At 53.3% G+C, this 15,916-nt stretch carries 12 protein-coding genes and 1 riboswitch; of the genes, 1 reads left to right on the top strand and 11 read right to left on the bottom strand.

Annotated features, from left to right (window positions below):
- Positions 1 to 20 precede the first annotated feature (20 nt).
- From WA411_RS07010 to WA411_RS06960, 11 genes are all read right to left on the bottom strand, one after another.
- Positions 21 to 1,484: an oligosaccharide flippase family protein gene (locus WA411_RS07010; protein ID WP_291910290.1), complete on the bottom strand. Its 1,464-nt coding sequence runs from the start codon at positions 1,482 to 1,484 to the stop codon at positions 21 to 23.
- A gap of 24 nt (positions 1,485 to 1,508) precedes the next feature.
- Complete coding sequence (locus WA411_RS07005; protein WP_291910288.1) at positions 1,509 to 2,387, bottom strand: CDP-alcohol phosphatidyltransferase family protein; 879 nt, start codon at positions 2,385 to 2,387, stop codon at positions 1,509 to 1,511.
- 174 nt (positions 2,388 to 2,561) lie between these two features.
- On the bottom strand, positions 2,562 to 3,173 hold the full coding sequence (locus WA411_RS07000; RefSeq protein ID WP_291910286.1) for a PEP-CTERM sorting domain-containing protein: 612 nt from the start codon (positions 3,171 to 3,173) through the stop codon (positions 2,562 to 2,564).
- Positions 3,174 to 3,343: 170 nt separating this feature from the next.
- Complete coding sequence (locus tag WA411_RS06995; RefSeq protein ID WP_291910284.1) at positions 3,344 to 4,780, bottom strand: exosortase/archaeosortase family protein; 1,437 nt, start codon at positions 4,778 to 4,780, stop codon at positions 3,344 to 3,346.
- A 122-nt stretch (positions 4,781 to 4,902) separates the two neighbouring features.
- On the bottom strand, positions 4,903 to 5,637 hold the full coding sequence (locus WA411_RS06990; RefSeq protein WP_291910282.1) for a PEP-CTERM sorting domain-containing protein: 735 nt from the start codon (positions 5,635 to 5,637) through the stop codon (positions 4,903 to 4,905).
- A gap of 41 nt (positions 5,638 to 5,678) precedes the next feature.
- Positions 5,679 to 5,761, bottom strand: a riboswitch (cyclic di-GMP riboswitch).
- Positions 5,762 to 5,952: 191 nt separating this feature from the next.
- Positions 5,953 to 8,589, bottom strand: a complete 2,637-nt coding sequence (locus tag WA411_RS06985) for a tetratricopeptide repeat protein (protein ID WP_291910281.1) — start codon at positions 8,587 to 8,589, stop codon at positions 5,953 to 5,955.
- Between the two features lie 49 nt (positions 8,590 to 8,638).
- On the bottom strand, positions 8,639 to 10,012 hold the full coding sequence (prsR, locus tag WA411_RS06980) for a PEP-CTERM-box response regulator transcription factor (RefSeq protein ID WP_291910279.1): 1,374 nt from the start codon (positions 10,010 to 10,012) through the stop codon (positions 8,639 to 8,641).
- A gap of 103 nt (positions 10,013 to 10,115) precedes the next feature.
- Positions 10,116 to 12,251, bottom strand: coding sequence for an XrtA/PEP-CTERM system histidine kinase PrsK (gene prsK / locus WA411_RS06975; protein WP_291910277.1), 2,136 nt, complete (start codon positions 12,249 to 12,251; stop codon positions 10,116 to 10,118).
- Between the two features lie 81 nt (positions 12,252 to 12,332).
- The gene (locus WA411_RS06970; RefSeq protein ID WP_291910275.1) at positions 12,333 to 13,280 is read right to left on the bottom strand and encodes an SDR family oxidoreductase; all 948 of its coding nucleotides are present in this window, start codon (positions 13,278 to 13,280) and stop codon (positions 12,333 to 12,335) included.
- Entirely contained in the window at positions 13,280 to 14,095 is an 816-nt protein-coding gene (locus WA411_RS06965) for a lysophospholipid acyltransferase family protein (protein WP_209397149.1), read from the bottom strand. Before WA411_RS06965 ends, WA411_RS06970 begins: the two co-directional genes overlap by 1 nt.
- Complete coding sequence (locus tag WA411_RS06960; protein ID WP_291910273.1) at positions 14,092 to 15,015, bottom strand: D-hexose-6-phosphate mutarotase; 924 nt, start codon at positions 15,013 to 15,015, stop codon at positions 14,092 to 14,094. The genes WA411_RS06965 and WA411_RS06960 overlap by 4 nt, the downstream gene beginning before the upstream one ends.
- A 132-nt stretch (positions 15,016 to 15,147) precedes the next feature.
- Here WA411_RS06960 and WA411_RS06955 point away from each other — a divergent pair, with 132 nt between their 5' ends.
- The gene (locus WA411_RS06955) at positions 15,148 to 15,897 is read left to right on the top strand and encodes a 2OG-Fe(II) oxygenase (RefSeq protein WP_291910271.1); all 750 of its coding nucleotides are present in this window, start codon (positions 15,148 to 15,150) and stop codon (positions 15,895 to 15,897) included.
- Positions 15,898 to 15,916: the final 19 nt, after the last annotated feature.

Genomic DNA, 15,916 nt, shown 5'->3' with positions numbered 1-15,916 from the left:
ATTTTAATCAGAACCCGACCTTAATTTTCTGATTTTATTCGCTTTGACATGCGGTAATAAACCGAGGTGATCAGGCCCCATTCCTCGGTTTTCTTGAGCAACAGAGAGGCTAATGCAACAGTAACCGCCGCCGAAATGAGTACGTGAGTGGATCCCAGTACAAAAAAGCGGATAAGGAAATGTGCTTCCGAAACGGGCATTGCCATTGCGGAGATCATGCCAGCTCCAGAGCCAATGAGCGCGGGTATGGATAGCACTGTAAGTCGACCCAAGCCAAAACGAACCTGCTTTTGCAGAATGAGAAGAAGGACTCCCGTGGTTGCGATCGCAAGCCAGCCTCGCCACCATGCCATGGCGTCCAGACTGTGGGTTGCCCATCTCCAGAGAATCACCACGATCGCCAGAGTGGATACAACATCAAACCAGAAAAGCAACTTTACGCGCCCCTGAGCAATGATGGCATCGCTGATCAGTGCAAATAGACAGAATGTAAAGAAGAAAAGTCCAAACGGCTCCAGTAGCGGGGCGAATCTGCCCCAGTCAGGGCCTAGCAAAACACGAACGATAAGGTCGGGATAACTCATAATGAACACGGTCAGCGGTGCGAGTGCAGAGATCATTAATGCAAGGCTGAGTCGGACTCTAAAGGCAAGCTGCATTGGCTCGTTTTTAGCGTTGGCTATAGCCGCCAGCAGGGGTTCGCTCATCGGGATGATGGCGGATAAGGCGGGTAGCAAGCTGATCTCTCTAACCAGGTTGTAGCCTCCTAACTGGGAGGTTCCGAATGCCTTGGAGACAAGCAGATTATCGACCTGTGACCGGGTAAAACCAACAATGCCTCTCAGAAGCAACCATTGAGAAAACTGCCATTGCTCGCGGAGCCTCAATAGGGACCAGCGCGGTCTATATGGCTCAACCCGATAGGAGCCAACGGTAAAAACAACCGCTGCCACTAGGTTGCCAATGATGATTGCCCAGTAACTGGGCTCGATTACGGCAATAGTGACCACCGTTACGAATGAAACTCCTTTTTGCCAGAGACTAAGTTGAAACAATGGCTTGTAGTTTATCTGCCGTGCCAGCCGGAACATGCCAGGGGTCTTAAGAGCGCGGATCGGTAGGGCCAGTGAAGCAACAGCGAGCGCGATCGTTAGGTCCGGCTCCTGAAACCACTCTGCCACTAACGGGGAGGCGACAATGACAATCAGCGCGATGATGGTTTTCGAGAGGATATCGAGGGTCCAGGCAGTGTTGAGGTCTTCGTCTTCTAGCACGGATTTTTGGACGATGTATTGCTGATTGCCGGTCTCTACGAGCAGTTCGAAAAACTGGAGGGCAATGGTTACCAACGCGACAACGCCAAAATGATCTGGCGTGAGCAGCCTGGCAAGTATCAGGGTGCTGACGATACCAAGTCCACGATGAATGAGCTGCAATCCGAGCAGTAAGCCGGAGCTCTTGATAACTTGAAGGCTAAGAGACATAGGTTTCAGGCTTGGGATTTGCTCTCACTCTGCAGGATTCCCCAGACGGGAAGTAAGCTCTGAAGCCACTCTGTCTGATCGGATATAAGACCAGGAGTAATCGACGATATTGAAAACCGAATACGCCGCCAGGAAAAGAACGGCAAAATGTATCATTCCTTCGTGAAAGAACAGCTGCGATGCAACGATGTCAATGAGAGCACCGAGCCCGAGCAGTATAGTGAAACCATTGTAGGAGGTACTGGCTACTCTAATACTGCAAAGAAACGATCTGACTCTCGTTTTGAATGACGCAGGTCGGGTTGTTTCGGGCTTTCTTGGGGTGTCGGGGAGGGAGTTTAGCGGCTGCGTCTTAATGCTAAAAAGGTTTGAGCGCATCATCTCCCGCTCAAGAGCAGGGTATCGTGATAGCTCTTCCGAAAGGATATTGGCCGGAAGCTGGGCCAACAGTACCCGTAAACGGTTCCAGATATAGAGAATCCAGACAGCAATCCAGGACCACATCTGGCCATTGTCCAGATAGAGGCCGAGTGCCAGGCAAGGGAAGGTAGCCGTTTCAACAATAAAGTGGTTCCAGCGGTCCAGTACTGCCCCTTTTACGCTAGCTCGGCCATAATGTCTTGCAAGTTGACCATCTACATAATCAAGAAGGTGGTGGAGTACCAGGAAGCAAGAGCCCAGCAGAATTCCCCAGGGGCCGAGGATCATGAGTGCTGCGCCAATCAGTCCGGTTGTCAGCATCGAGAAGGACGCATGGTTTTCGGTTAGCCCAAGCCTCAAGTACAGATTGGTAATGCGCAGGGAAACAGGCAAGCCAAAATAGCGGGTAAAAAAATCACCTCTTTCTGAAAAAAGAGCCCACTCGCGTTCCTCCAGAGCTTGGAACCCACAATCATTGTTCATTGTCTGAGTCCTTTCTTATTTTAAATTCCGCGGATTAGTCCGAGAATTCCATATTGTCCGGGGCAGCTGTTATCTACTTCATTACTCTCAGAATAATCAGATATCAAGGGATGGCAAGCCAAAATGAACCATAAAAAAAGCCAGCAGTTGCTGGCTTTTTCAAGACATTGGCTATCAGCTTTTCATACGGCGCCGCGCGCCTCCAAGCCCCAACAGACCCAAGCCCAGCAGTGCCAGAGTTCCGGGTTCCGGCACCAGCGAAACGTTATCCAGGATGATGCCGATATTATCACCGCCGTTATGGTTGAAAATTATGGAATCGGTGGTTTGGGTGGAGACAGTAATATCGCGGACGATCGTCTGCCACGGTGCGGTGGCTGCCAGTGTGAACGATTCGTTCAAGAAGCCACCGAGGGTAACCAGCATGGTATCGTCTGAACTGCCACGCTGGTTCCCGGAGATATCGAAGCTGAGGGTGTAGGTGCCTGGATCGAGGGTAAAGGCAATGCTTTTGAGTGTTCCGGCGTTTCCGGTTGAGCCGTCAAGGTCTACGCATTTTCCAGTGCCCCCGACGCAATCAATACCCCATTGGTTAGGATCGGCGATCAGGTCGACAGTGCCGTCTTCAACTGTCCAGTTATCAAATGTATTGTAATTCAGCGCAGACAACCCTGATGTACCCTCTGCATCGAAATTATCCTGAAAGATAACCCCTGCGTGAATGCATGTAGCGAAGAGCGTAGCGAGGAGTGTCGCGGCAAGAATGGCTAACCGTTTGAACATCATAATGGTGCTTCCCATCGTAAACGAATGCGTTAATGCAGCCTGATTTACTATAAGCATTTATGGTGCCAGATTTTAACCTTATGAAATCATGAACTTTTTTTCTTTGGGTTCTGCCGGGTGTAAAAGTTTTCGACATATTCTCCCGGAAAGGCTGGGAAAACACCGGCTAGTTAACTGGCTGGTGATAGTTGTTGAGCAACGTCCGAAACGGCTGATTGGATCTTGGCAAGGGTGTCTTCGCACGTACTTTGCTTACATGGGATTTGTATGGCTATCAGCGCGAACCGTGTTTCACCTTTGAGCGTGGCCGGAATTTGCAGGAGCTTTGCGTTCCGGTAGGTCCAGCTTCTTTGGGTGCCTACCTGATACCACTGAGCCATCATTACCAGGTCTCTGGTGAGGATGTTTCGGTAGAGCGCGATGCCAGGTGCCACTTGTTCCTCAACGTGCCAAACTGATTTGTCGAACATTGGTGGTAGATAGGGAACCAGCTTTTCACTGGAGCTCGTTTTCTGGCTCTGTGACAAAGAAATCCAGGTATTGCCGGCCCGCCATTTCATTTGTTCCAGTGTGTCGGGCAGCGTCATTGAAAGGGGCAACGCCTCGGTTTGGACCTGACTGAATTCAGGAAGAAGAAGGGTCCATTCCGGCTTTTGGTTGGTCGTATAGTTTGCAAAGGTAAGCGCGACTGGGCCAAGTATGAAAGCGAAAGCGGAGGCCATCAGCCCCTTTTTTTGGATGCGGGGTTTGTTTATCGAGGTATTCCCGTTGGTGCTACGTTTGCGGACAGGGGAAAAGTAAAGTGCCGGGAAAACAAAGGCAGCGAAAACGATCCAGCCCATTGTTTCGTGGTCCGTAAGCAGTTCGCTTTCCATATTGGTCTCATACGCAACAATCACCAGTATCGTGATGCGAATCCAGTTGGCCATCAGGGCGACAAGAATGGCGATGGAAACAGTAATCACCCATCCCTTCCAGCGATAATCGTTCAGAATGGACGTCATCATCGCAAGAAGGATCGAAATGGCAAAATACCGGATACCGGAACAGCCGTCTGCGATCAGCAGTCGCCCATAGGGAAGGGTGATGCTGTTGCCTTCGATAAGAGCGGTCATACCAAACCAGCGAACCCATTCACCAACAACGATGCTGGCCAGAGCGACAAGGGCGGGGACAATGTCTGCCCATAAGGGAAGCGACAGCGCCAGAACCATCACGTAAGGGATAAAGCTAGTAGTCCTGTGCAAACCCAGCAATGCCCAGGAAACGGCAACAACACCAGCGGGCAGCATAAGAAATGTTAGGGTGTCGATGCGTACCAGTTCCAGCAGCCCCCAGACGAGAGTCACGCTTATCAGGAACAAGCCACCGAGTAGAGTGTAGGGGCGGTTGATTGTACGGGACGAGTTCGATGATTTTGGCGGATGGAGTAACAATAGGCCGACTAAGATAATGGCGGTTGCCAGGCCGTGAGCAATGACCTGTTCAAATTCCAGCCAGATTGCCGCAAGCCGGAACCACGTAGGAAAGAAGATTGCGATTGCGACGCCTGTCACCAGCAGGTACGGCAAGGCGAGGGGGAGATTGTCTAATGTCTTCCTTAACATTCTGATCCGCCTGACTTCTTTGATCCAGGAAGCCTATAGTGTCTTTGGTTTTTGGAAAATACAAACCTGAACACATAAAAAAAGCCAGCCGAGGCTGGCTTTCTCTACGACTCCGCCGAAAATCAGGCTTTCTGACGACGACGGGCTGCACCAAGGCCGGCAAGGCCAAGGCCGAGAAGGGCGAGGGTGCCCGGCTCCGGTACAGGCGTGGCAGATTCAACCAACACAACGAGGTCGTTGAAATCTTTGTCGCTCTGGCTGTAAAGGGTATCTTCAAAGGCTACGATCCAGCCACCGCTGGTCCATTCTTTCGTACCAGCCACCGGAATGTTAAGGAAATCACCATTCCCGCCTTGATACGCCACCATCTGGTCTTCACCACCATTTTTGGCGGCTTCAGAATAAAAAGCACCGCCTGGGGTGCCCAGGAAGAAACCGAAGTTATTTGAGGAGAAATCGACGCCAGTATCTGTGAAGAGGTTTACGAAAACGCTACCGTCGGCCTGAATTTCAAACGCAGTCAAATCGCCTGCGGTGTTTCCGCCAGTAAAGAGCGTAACGAAGTTACTGGTGTTGTTAACATCGTAGATGCCGAACGTATTCACGCCGGCGTTTCCTGCGATCTCCGCAATGAAACGAGTAGGTGTGAGACCAGAGTCCGTTGAATTCCAGACTTCGTCGGGTACTGCCTGATCTGTGTTTACGTCGATGGAGGAGTTGCCGCCAACGGTCAGATTGTCCAGAATCGTCTGGAGAGAATCCTCTCCATTTGCCTCATTTGTTTCGACATAGGTAGCTTGCGCGGAAACCGTCCAGGCGGACAAAGCAACTGCAGCAGCAATTATTTTGAGTTTCATGGGTATTCTCCGGTTGTTTAGCTCTAAGTCCCTGTAGTGTGCTTTGCAACCAGGCTGTCTCTTATTGTTCTAGAGATCCTTGGCTTTCCGTCCCATCCTCACGAATGGTTTGGCTTCCGACCGGGTACTACCCCGATCCTCACTGTTTTCTTAAGCGAGAAACGTGCCATTAATCTATGGTGTTGAAAACAGGGGAAAAATTGGATCCGCAAATTGAAGGGTGTAAAAAAGGCCGACATCTATACAAGAAAGGCCGGAGAAACGGTATTCTCCGGCCTTTTGTTTGCCGCGATCTGAGGGTTTTGTCGATCTTCTTTACATCGCCTGGTTTACAGTCTCCAGGTGAGCGCGAATTTCACTGTTATCCGGAGCGAGCGCAAGCGCTCTTTCAATGACTTCTTTCGCTTCCGCATGCTTACCGGAGAGATGCAGGATCCAGCCATACGTATCCAGTACAGCGGCATTGTCGGGAGCTAGATCCCGAGCGCGACCGGCCAGCTCCATTGCTCGCTCAGGGTTATCTTCGCGCAATAGCCAAGCCAGGTTGTTCAGGGCCGCAATGTTGTTGGGTTGGCGGGTAATAACCTGTTCATAATGATTGGCCGCAACAATCTCCTGTTGATTGGCCATCAGCCAATCGGCTCTTGCCATGTGCGCGGCACTGCTGTTCGGCGCAACGCTGAGCCAGCTGTCCGTGAGTTCACCCTGCGCCTCCGGCTCTGCAGTTTTGGCCAGCCCGAGTAGGGAGGGCATCAGTCCAATATCCTGTGTACTTCTCCATTGTGCCAGGAGGTACTGATAGGCCGCTCCATCACCCTCTTTCTGCCTCAGTAACGCCGCCCGAGAGAGTACAACCGCCGTATCACTACCGAATGTGTCTTCGACTGCATCGAGTGCTTTAAGTGCTTCATCCAGTTTACCTTCCTTCTGATATATGCCCACTGGGAGGAGCGCATAACTCAGGTTTTCGGGTTGAAGTGCAATGGCCTCCCCGGCTTTGGCGCGAGCTGCTGCGTAGTCACCTGAATTTGCAGCTTTCTGCGCCTCGGCACCCAATAATTGCCCGGTGGCGCGTCTTACTGCTTCAGATCCCGTAGCTTGCCACTCATCTAGCACGCCTCGCGCCTCCGCGAGTTCACCTTGGCGAATCTTGATGAGAGCTGCCAGGGTTGATGTGTTCATTCTGAGCTCGGGATGGTCCTGACCGACTTTATTCAACCATTGCTCAACCTCGTTCACAGTGTGGTTCTGAGCAAAAATCCGCCCAGCTTGCTGAAGTGGTTGAATCGCATCGGGGGTTATCCTGGCCGCATCGATAAACATCTCAACGGCCTGTTCGGGCTCGCCCGTTTGCTGATAGAGCATGGCAAGCGCAACTTTTGGAGCTTGTAGTTCGGGGCTTTCCTGAACCAGGGTTTGCAGGCGCTTCTTGGCAGCTTCAGTATTGCCAAGCTGGGCGTCTGCCATACTTGCCAGCAGAACGGCGGAAGGCTCCTCGCCATATCCGTTTAACAAGGAGTCCCGGATTTCCATTGCCTCTTCGGCTTCGCCTTGCTGGATAAGCAGGTTCAGGTAGGTGCCCGTGGTGTTCCACTCAGATGGATCGGAGGTGAAGGCCATTCTCAACTGGCCCAGAGCCTGCTCGGGCTGATCATTGCGAATATGATACTGAGCCAGGGCAAGCCTGAGGCGAACGCGGTTCGGTTCGTTGCTGATTGCCTTGCTCAGGCTTGCGACGCCGGCGTCCTGGTACTCAGGCAGGCTGAGGGCGAGGATTCCGTGCATCGCCAGCAGTTCGTTGTCGTTGGGGCGAGCCTTTATTGCCCGATCTAGAGTCTTGAGAGCCTCCTCTCGATCACCTGCGTCGATTTGCGCCATAGTAGCGGCGCGGATGAACTGGGTGGGTGTGGTTTCCGGGTCGAGGTTTTCCATTAATAGGCGGGTGCCTTCGTCCAGTTCGCCGGTGCCTGCAGATAGTGCTCCAAGCATCAACGCAACTTGCTCGTTATCCGGATCCAGCTTGAGCATATCCCGCAGGATGGTTTTGGCTTCGTCAATGTTGCCATCTTTGATGGCTGCGATGGCTGCCTCGCCCTGTTCCTTGGTTCCGGTGTTGAGGTTTTCTGCGAGTATCCGGTTGTAAACCTGGGCCTCGGTGATTCTGCCTTGTTCGGTGAGTACTCGGGAAAGGGAGGAGAGTGTATCCCGACGAATCGGAAGGAACACATCGGAAGTCGGCAGGACCCCAACAGCATCAGTCAGCGTGGCAGAAGCTGCCTCGAGCTGGTTTTCACGGTATTGCGCGACGCCCTTCCAATAGAGCACTTCTGGCTCTTGTCCGTTTCGAGTTGTCCACTCGTCGAGGGCCTGAATGGCCTGGAAAGTTTGGTTCAGGTCAAGATGGCTTCTGGCTAGCCCAACGATTGCCCTGAGATTTGTGCCGTTGCTATCCGTCAGGTTCCGAAATAGGGCCAAGGCCTCAGCTTTTTCTCCAGCCAACCTTAAAGCTTCAGCCCGAATCAGCGCTGCCTGCAATCGGCCTTCCGATGAATCCGCTGAAAACTTTTCAAGTGTCTCTAGAGCCGAGAGTTGCTTGCCTTGTTCCACATAGGCTTTGGCTAGTGGCAGGGCGACATTGCCAGAATGGTCGCTCAACCAGGGTTCCAGTAAGTCAGATGCCTGTTCATAGGCCCCTATGGACTGATAAATCTCGGCAAGCCGAACAATATGAGACACATTGTTTGGATCCGCCTGGATGGCGTTTTTGACTTCTACCAGCGCGGAGCGGTATTGGCCCTGTTCGGCGTATGTGTCCGCCCGGGAAATGTGTGACATGGCTTCCGAGCTGTCTGGCTGATTATTGCAGCCGACGAGAAGCGGCAGAGGGCCAAGCAGGGCGCTGAACAACAACAGGCGTGGTAGAACTCGCAATGTCTGGTTCCTTGTTTTCATTTTTCTACTCCTTGAATCAGGCCTGCATCAGAAATCAGGGCCTGATAAATCATACTTCAGAGATTTCGGCCGATGTGTCTATTTTGTATTTGTCGGTCAGGTTGTAGAGGGTAGGCCGGGTAACTCCCAGCAACCTTGCAGCCTGAGCCATATTGAAGCCGGTGGTTTGCAGGGCCTGGCAAATCGCCTGTCGTTCTGCCTGTTCCCGTACCTGCCGCAGATTGATATGGCTCGTTGTGGATGAGTCGCCTGGATGGAGTTCAAGATCCTCTGCCGTGACCCGTTTGCCATCAGCCATAATAGTTGCCCGTTTGACCTTGTTGATCATCTCTCGCACGTTACCGGGCCACGGATAACTGTTAATGGCGTTTATGGCATCTTCCGTAAATGCCAGATTGGACCGATCCATTTGTTTGCCCAGAGATTTAAGGAGCGATTGTGCAATAACCAGGGCGTCGCCATCGCGCTCTCGCACAGCCGGAACATCCAGCGTAATCTCACTTATCCGGTAATAAAGGTCTTCCCGGAAGTCTCCGCTTTCAATCAACTGTCTTACATCGCGATGAGTCGCGCAAACAACCCGCACATCGACGGGGATCGGGGTAACTGACCCCACTCGGTCTACCACACGCTCTTGAAGGAACCGAAGAAGCTTTGCCTGTAAAGCCATCGGCATGTCTCCAATCTCATCGAGGAACAGGGTCCCGCCGTTGGCGCTCTCAATTTTACCTTTCTTGGTTTGGTTGGCGCCGGTGAATGAGCCTTTTTCAAAGCCGAACAGCTCGCTTTCCAGCAGATTCTCTGGAATGGCCGCGCAGTTGATTGCTGCAAATGGTTTGCACGCACGAGGGCTGAGATCGTGAATGGCCCTTGCCAATAGCTCTTTGCCAGTACCCGTTTCACCGGTAATGAGTGTGGTTACGTCTGTAGGCGCTACCTTTTCAAGGGTCCGGCAGATGGCGAGCATCTGGGGGCTTGCAGCAACAATACCTTTTATATTTGTCCCGTTTCGTTGGCGGGCCAAATCGCGGTTCTCTCGCTCCAGTTCCGCGAGTCGGAAGGCACGATTGACCACAAACGTCAGGATGTCTGCGTCCAGCGGCTTTTGATAAAAATCAGAGGCTCCCATGCCAATTGCTTTGACGGAGTTTTCCTTATCTTCCCGGCCTGTAACCACAATCACTTTTGTCATAGGCGCAAGGCGGAGTATTTCTTCCAGCAGACTGAAGCCTTCTGTCGCTCCTCCGGGATCTGGTGGCAGGCCAAGGTCCAGAGTGATTACGTCGGGTTCATCACGCCTCAGTGCGGCAAGCGCGGATTCCCGGTCAGAAGCAACAGCCACTTCCAGATCCTCGCTGAAACACCAGCGCATCTGGCTCTGTAGCCCTGGATCATCCTCTACGATAAGGAGTTTTCTAGTCACAGCAGCAATAAATCCTTTTTCTACGAAGTTTCCTTAACCCCGATTCTTAACTGAACATTGACACTTTGCAATGCTGGTTTGCCGGGATGTTTGTTTGCGGCAACTAATTGGCGCTTTGGATTGGCTCATAGATGTCAGAAACTGGTCGTTGTACCTGTTCAGTTATTTTTGTCTGACTTGAGTCGGCCAATGGGATTCTCACTGAGAAGCATGAGCCAAGGCCTGGTTCGCTGGTTACATCAATATTGCCGCCCAGCTTTTGAATATACTCCCGGGCTTGATAGGCACCAATGCCCATGCCTGTTAGCCCCTTTGTACTGGCAAAGGGTTTAAATAGCTGGTCGCTAATAAACTCTTCCGTCATCCCGCTGCCCGTATCCTGGATGAAAAGCACAACGTTACCCCTGGCAATCTTCAGGGTCAGAGTGATTTCCCCATCGGGAGGAGTCGCGTCCTGGGCGTTTTGAATCAAATGTCCCAGGACGCTACGAAGTTGCTCCTGGTCAGCTTTGACCATGGCGTCCAGAGGCTCTCCATCGAGATGTGGAGCGGGTAGGCGATGCTGGTGTTGCAAAATCAGTTGCTCAACCAGCTGGGTAAGGTTGATCGGAGTTAGCTGGCTGTCGTCTTCTATAGAAGGTTTGCGGATGTGATCAACCAGGTTCGACATTTTGCGAACGGCATGCTCAGTGGTATTGATCATGTCATCGATGAACGCTGGGTTGTTACGGTGTTTCGGGGCATTTTTTACAAGCAGCGATAGCTGGGCGATGACGGTTTTCAGGTCATGGACCATGAATGCGGACGCCTTGCTGACCGCTTCGAACTGCATGGCACGAGAGAGGCGGTTCTGAGCATCGGCCTGCGCAAGAAGGTTTGTGGTTTGGCGCGCAACCACTTTGATCAGGTCAAAGTTCTCCCAATTCAGTTCAACCCGGGCATACGGGGTACCGACCAGTGCCAGGCCGTAGAGCTCGTTACCGAGGTAAAGAGGGATGAGCAGCCAGCCGTCGGCTGTTTTGGCGATGGCGTCGGGAATTTCCAGCAGGTTGTAACTAACAGGGTCCGCCTTGTATTCGTGTAGATCTACAATCCACTCGCGATCCTGGAAAAAGCGCACCAGTTCGGAGTCGCTATCGATCATCGTGTATCTGGGTGTTGAAAGGTTGACGGCTGCCTTGAGGATGTACGCGTCCTGTTCGCCAATCAACCAGATTGCGCCGGCGTTGCTTTCAACCAGCCCCGCGAGCATGCGGATCACCCTTTCCGGTAAGGGAGGATCGTCACTGAGGTCCGCCAGTTCCCGAGTCATTTTTAGCCACTCTTCCCGGTAATCGTATTTGTAGTCAAAGAAATTCTGGCTGATCAGGACCATCAGCTTGGAACGTATCCGCCGGGAAAGCAGAAGTGTAACTAGGAACACCAGTGAGATTGTAAAAAACAGAACCTGGAGGGCATCGCCCCAATCGCCTCCAACCACTCGGACATAATAGCCGCCGAGAGCCAGGAACAGGAGATAGCCGCCGGCGAAGACGAGTGTGCCGGCGTGAAACACCGCTGACCGGGACAGTTGGAAGTCCACCGGTTGCTTTCGGGTGTTGATGACGTTGACGGCGAACAGGGGTGTGAGTAGGGCGTTCACAAACCCGCGGGCGTTCCAGAATGAATCGGCAACATGACCAAAAAGCAGGGCGTCGGCATACATGAAAAAGTCAAAGGCAAAGATGGTGGCAACGCCAATGCAAATATACTTGATGCTCGATCGGCCGAAACTGGGAGAGTTGCGCCAGATTTGCTCAACCAGTGACAGCCCAAGAAGCGTGAGTCCGATTTGGCCCAGGAGTTTGACTTTGCCGGTAGCTACGCTTACCTCGGCAAAATGTTCCGCAAGGCCTATCCCCAGAAGAACAACGAGCAGGGTCGCGGCGCTTGCCCCCAGCACCTGTTTCACTTTGCCTGTGAGCTTTTTTTCTCCTAGACCGTCTTTCAGAAGTGCAAACAGCAGGTAAATCCACGCTGCGTCACGGACCAATTCGATAAGGTAGCGGATATTGAAGCCGGGGTAGCCCCAAAGGCTTTGGCTGACGAGTGACCCTGCCCAGATTGCAGTGACTGTGGCCGCAAGTGCCAGCGCCCGATCGACGCCGCGCCGGAGATATCTCGTTGCAACCAGTACCGCCAAGAGCCCGAACGTAATCGACGCCAGTGAATAGCTGAGTACGTCCATGTTGCTGAACATGCCAGAGTGCCCCGTTAAGAAGTCCTTTTCCAAGAATAGCTCTGTTTAGCAATGAGCGTAACTTATGTAGCCAGCGTTTACCTAAACTGGCCTCTTATTCTCCCGATAAAACCGGAAAATCTCCTTCAGCGGCCGCTTGGGCTCAAACCCGAACTCCTTCACAAACGCCCGCCCGTCTATTACCACCGGATACTTGAAGAATGCCATCAGGTAGGACGGAAAACTCTTGAGCTTCAGCGTGCCGAGTATCATCTTCGGAACCATCGGCGGAATTGAGGGCACAGGAATCCGTTTGCAGCCGCAGAGCTTCAACGCGTGCTGGTACGCTACCCAGTCCTGTGGTGCGACGTTGTACACACCTCGTGTCGGTTTTTTATACGCCAGTACAATGGCATCGGCCATATCATCAATATGGATGAACTGCATCATGGGGGAAAAGCCCGCCAGCACTGGTGCCCGCTCACTGGCCAGCAGCGTGCTAATGGTATTGCGCACGCCCGGGCCCACGATGTTACAGGGCCGCAGGATGGTGATGTTCAGTTCCGGGTAGCGCCACAGGTAGATGTTGGCGAGGTTTTCCAGCTCAACCGAGTCGATCAGATCGGCACTGAGCCCCGCACTTTTCAACGGGGCAGATTCATCAATGAGTGCCGGGTTGTAGGCCACGGCGCCGTATACGTGGAAGGTTGAGAGCACCACCACCCGTTTGATGCCGTACTTGTGGCTCAGGTCCAGGAGTTTCTGGGTGCCCAGCACGTTGGCGTTGTAGCGGCGCATACGGGTGAGCTGGCTGGACATGATCCGGCCCATGTGGATCACGCCATCAAACTGGTAGCGCCGGAACAGATCCTCGAAAACCCTTTTGTTGAAATCGATACAGTAACTGGGAATGTCGTCGCCCAGGTAGATCTGTTCCCGAAAATCCACGGCGACCAGGTCGCAGGTGTCGCGGAGTTGCTCAATAACCTGTTGGGCAAGGGCGCCGGCGGCACCGGTAATCAGAATGTGCGGTCTGCGTTGTTCGGTCATCAGAAAAGCCTTTTCCTTTCGCTCAGTCCCTTGTCGATCAGCCGGCTGATTTCCGCTTTCACCTTCTCCACGCGCTCGGTGACCTGTTCTTCAGGGATTTCCAGATCGTCAAAGTACATCGGGGCCCCGAAATTCAGGTGTACCTTTGCCGGTAGCACCACGGGCATGGCGACCGGGGCGTAAGGGATGCCCAGAGCCTTTGCCAGGGGCTTGATGTTGGCGATGGCCGGGATGGTTTCCTCACAACCAACCACACCCACGGGCACGATTGGGGCTTTGTATTTCATGGCGAGGTGCATGAAGCCGTTGCCGAAACGCTTGAGCTGGTAGCGGTCCTGGTAAAGTTTTCCGGAGCCGCGCACGCCCTCCGGGAACACGATGACCGCTTCATCGTTGGCGAGCATCTTGGCGCAGTTGACCGGGTCTCCAAGAACTGCGCCTACTTCATTCAGCAGGTTTCCCAGCCAGGGCACAGTCGGGAAGAAGCGCTCAATCATTGCTCTTGGAATGCGGGCATCTTTTTCCCGGGAGGCGAGAGCGTAACCGATCAGCAAGCCATCAATGGGTAATTGCCCGCTGTGATTGGCAATAATCAGCACCGGACCCTCGGCGGGAATGTTCTCGACGCCGTGCGCCTGCACCCGAAAGTATTTTTCGTAGATCTGTTTGGTAATCGAAAGCCCGTATTTGATGGCTTCGTTGTTATAGCCCCAGGGATCGTAGCCCAGGCTGCCGATGGGTTTGCGGATGCGGTTGATATGTTCGTCCAGCTCCGCGGGAACCAGTCGGGTTTTCAGAAATGATGCCAGGCTCATGATTTCCTTCCGATGAATACGCCTAATGTGTGGCTTTGTCCTTCATTTAGCACCCGATAGTCGCTGGCGGCATTGGCGGTTTCGACGCACAGCATGGACTGCCAGGCCGTATCCGGAAAGTCCGACAGTGTTGCCGCTTTCGCCGGCCCCGGGTTCCATACGACGGTCGAATCGCTACCCACCGAGGTCAGTTTGCGGCCGGTTCGGGGCGTGACGATGGTCAGGGGCTCGCCGCTCTCATAGATCCGGTCCGTCTCGCCGTCAAAATACACTGGGCCTTCCTGGTTACGGTATTCCCAGTTATCCAGGGTGTCGATGTACTGGCTGTTTCCGAGGCCCAGTACTCGTGTGCGGCTTATGTCACTCGTTGGCAGATAAGTATGGAGTGCCTGGGTAAACGCGAGAGGGTCTTTCCCCAGATTCGTCGTGGTCAGAGCCAGTTGGCAACCCCGAATAGAAAAGCTGAGCGTAAGCAGCGCAAGTGCGTGGCCGACCCAGACATCACTGAAGTCCTCGTTGGCATCCAGAGACAGACTGATTTCCACTTCGTGCGCGTTCTCCCGGACATCCTCCAGTTTCCAGAGTGCGGTTCTGGCAAAGCCGTGGGCTTTGTCGGTATGGATCCGCTTTCGGACTTCAGGCGCATTGCGGGCAGGATCCCCGAACCAGGGCCAGCAGACCGGAATGCCGCCCCGGATGGCGCGACCAGGTTCGTAGCGTGCGGATGGGCTCATCCACAGCCAATCGGACTCATCCTGTGGCTTGAAGCTTGCCAGGTGGGCTCCCTGGAGAAACAGGGTTGCCTGAAACAGAGGGTGATGTACCTCGAGGGCTTCCAGTTGCCCGATCGTTTTCCAGCGCGTGAAGGACCACTGGCCCGGCGATAGTGAGAGCGGTGGCCTGTTACTGCTTTCTGACATGATTATCTGCTAATGGGAATCTGCTGAGTGAAACCGGTTAAGTGTATTTGCCTACACAGAGAGTAAATTAAAACTGCCGCTCCGGCGAGAATTGCGCCTAAAATACGCTCAAATTAAGCACGAGGCCCGACGATGGAAACGCCGGTAATAGTCCCAATCAACGATCCCGTGAACACCCCCTTGAGTAGCGCCTACGATGCGGTGGCAGGCAGTGATGTTCAGTCAACCGACCTTGCGCCGGATCAACGTGAGCTGTTGTCCGAGGAGTGGCTGGACGAACTGGCTTCGGGACTGAGTGAGCATGGTTGGATGTCGCTCGATGTCCGCTCACGGCTGGGAGAAAACCTGTTGGCGGCGCTGAAGCAGGAAGTGCAGATTCTTGATCGTACTGATGCCATGAAAAAAGCCGGTATTGGCCGTGGCAATGATCTGGTGCGTGACCGCTCGGTTCGACGCGACAAGATTGCATGGTTGCAAGGTGTCACAGCACCCCAGGCTGCGTTGTTTGAATTTTTCGAGACGATTCGCCAGGGGTTGAACCAGAGGCTGTTTCTCGGGTTGAAGCGATTTGAAACCCATTACGCGACCTATCACCCTGGTGATTTCTATAAGCGGCACCTGGACAGCTTCCGGGGCAGGGCGTCTCGCGTTGTCAGTCTGGTGTTGTATCTCAACGAAGATTGGCAAGCAGCCGATGGCGGAGCTCTCCAGGTTTTCAATCGCGACAACGATCAGGAAGTTTGCGGAACCCTATTGCCCGAGGCCGCGCGCATGGCTTTGTTCATGAGCGAGGAAATACCGCACGAGGTGTTACCTGCAAACCGCACTCGTTACAGTCTGGCTTGCTGGTTCCGTCAGGACGAGGTGCCCTTGCCCCTCTAATGCCGATACGGGAGGGCGC

Origin of the sequence: Marinobacter sp. CH_CUG1437-1, assembly GCF_037029655.1 — a bacterium.
Taxonomy (GTDB): domain Bacteria; phylum Pseudomonadota; class Gammaproteobacteria; order Pseudomonadales; family Oleiphilaceae; genus Marinobacter; species Marinobacter salsuginis.
This window is presented reverse-complemented; position numbering and strand designations above follow the sequence as displayed.

Coding starts and splice junctions, on each gene's coding strand:
- WA411_RS06965 (WP_209397149.1), bottom strand. CDS start 14,095: ATGAGCCTGGCATCATTTCTGAAAACCCGACTGGTTCCCGCGGAGCTG.
- prsK (WP_291910277.1), bottom strand. CDS start 12,251: ATGTTCAGCAACATGGACGTACTCAGCTATTCACTGGCGTCGATTACG.
- WA411_RS06955 (WP_291910271.1), top strand. CDS start 15,148: ATGGAAACGCCGGTAATAGTCCCAATCAACGATCCCGTGAACACCCCC.
- WA411_RS07010 (WP_291910290.1), bottom strand. CDS start 1,484: ATGTCTCTTAGCCTTCAAGTTATCAAGAGCTCCGGCTTACTGCTCGGA.
- WA411_RS06985 (WP_291910281.1), bottom strand. CDS start 8,589: ATGAAAACAAGGAACCAGACATTGCGAGTTCTACCACGCCTGTTGTTG.
- WA411_RS06960 (WP_291910273.1), bottom strand. CDS start 15,015: ATGTCAGAAAGCAGTAACAGGCCACCGCTCTCACTATCGCCGGGCCAG.
- WA411_RS07005 (WP_291910288.1), bottom strand. CDS start 2,387: ATGAACAATGATTGTGGGTTCCAAGCTCTGGAGGAACGCGAGTGGGCT.
- WA411_RS06990 (WP_291910282.1), bottom strand. CDS start 5,637: ATGAAACTCAAAATAATTGCTGCTGCAGTTGCTTTGTCCGCCTGGACG.
- WA411_RS06970 (WP_291910275.1), bottom strand. CDS start 13,280: ATGACCGAACAACGCAGACCGCACATTCTGATTACCGGTGCCGCCGGC.
- WA411_RS07000 (WP_291910286.1), bottom strand. CDS start 3,173: ATGATGTTCAAACGGTTAGCCATTCTTGCCGCGACACTCCTCGCTACG.
- WA411_RS06995 (WP_291910284.1), bottom strand. CDS start 4,780: ATGTTAAGGAAGACATTAGACAATCTCCCCCTCGCCTTGCCGTACCTG.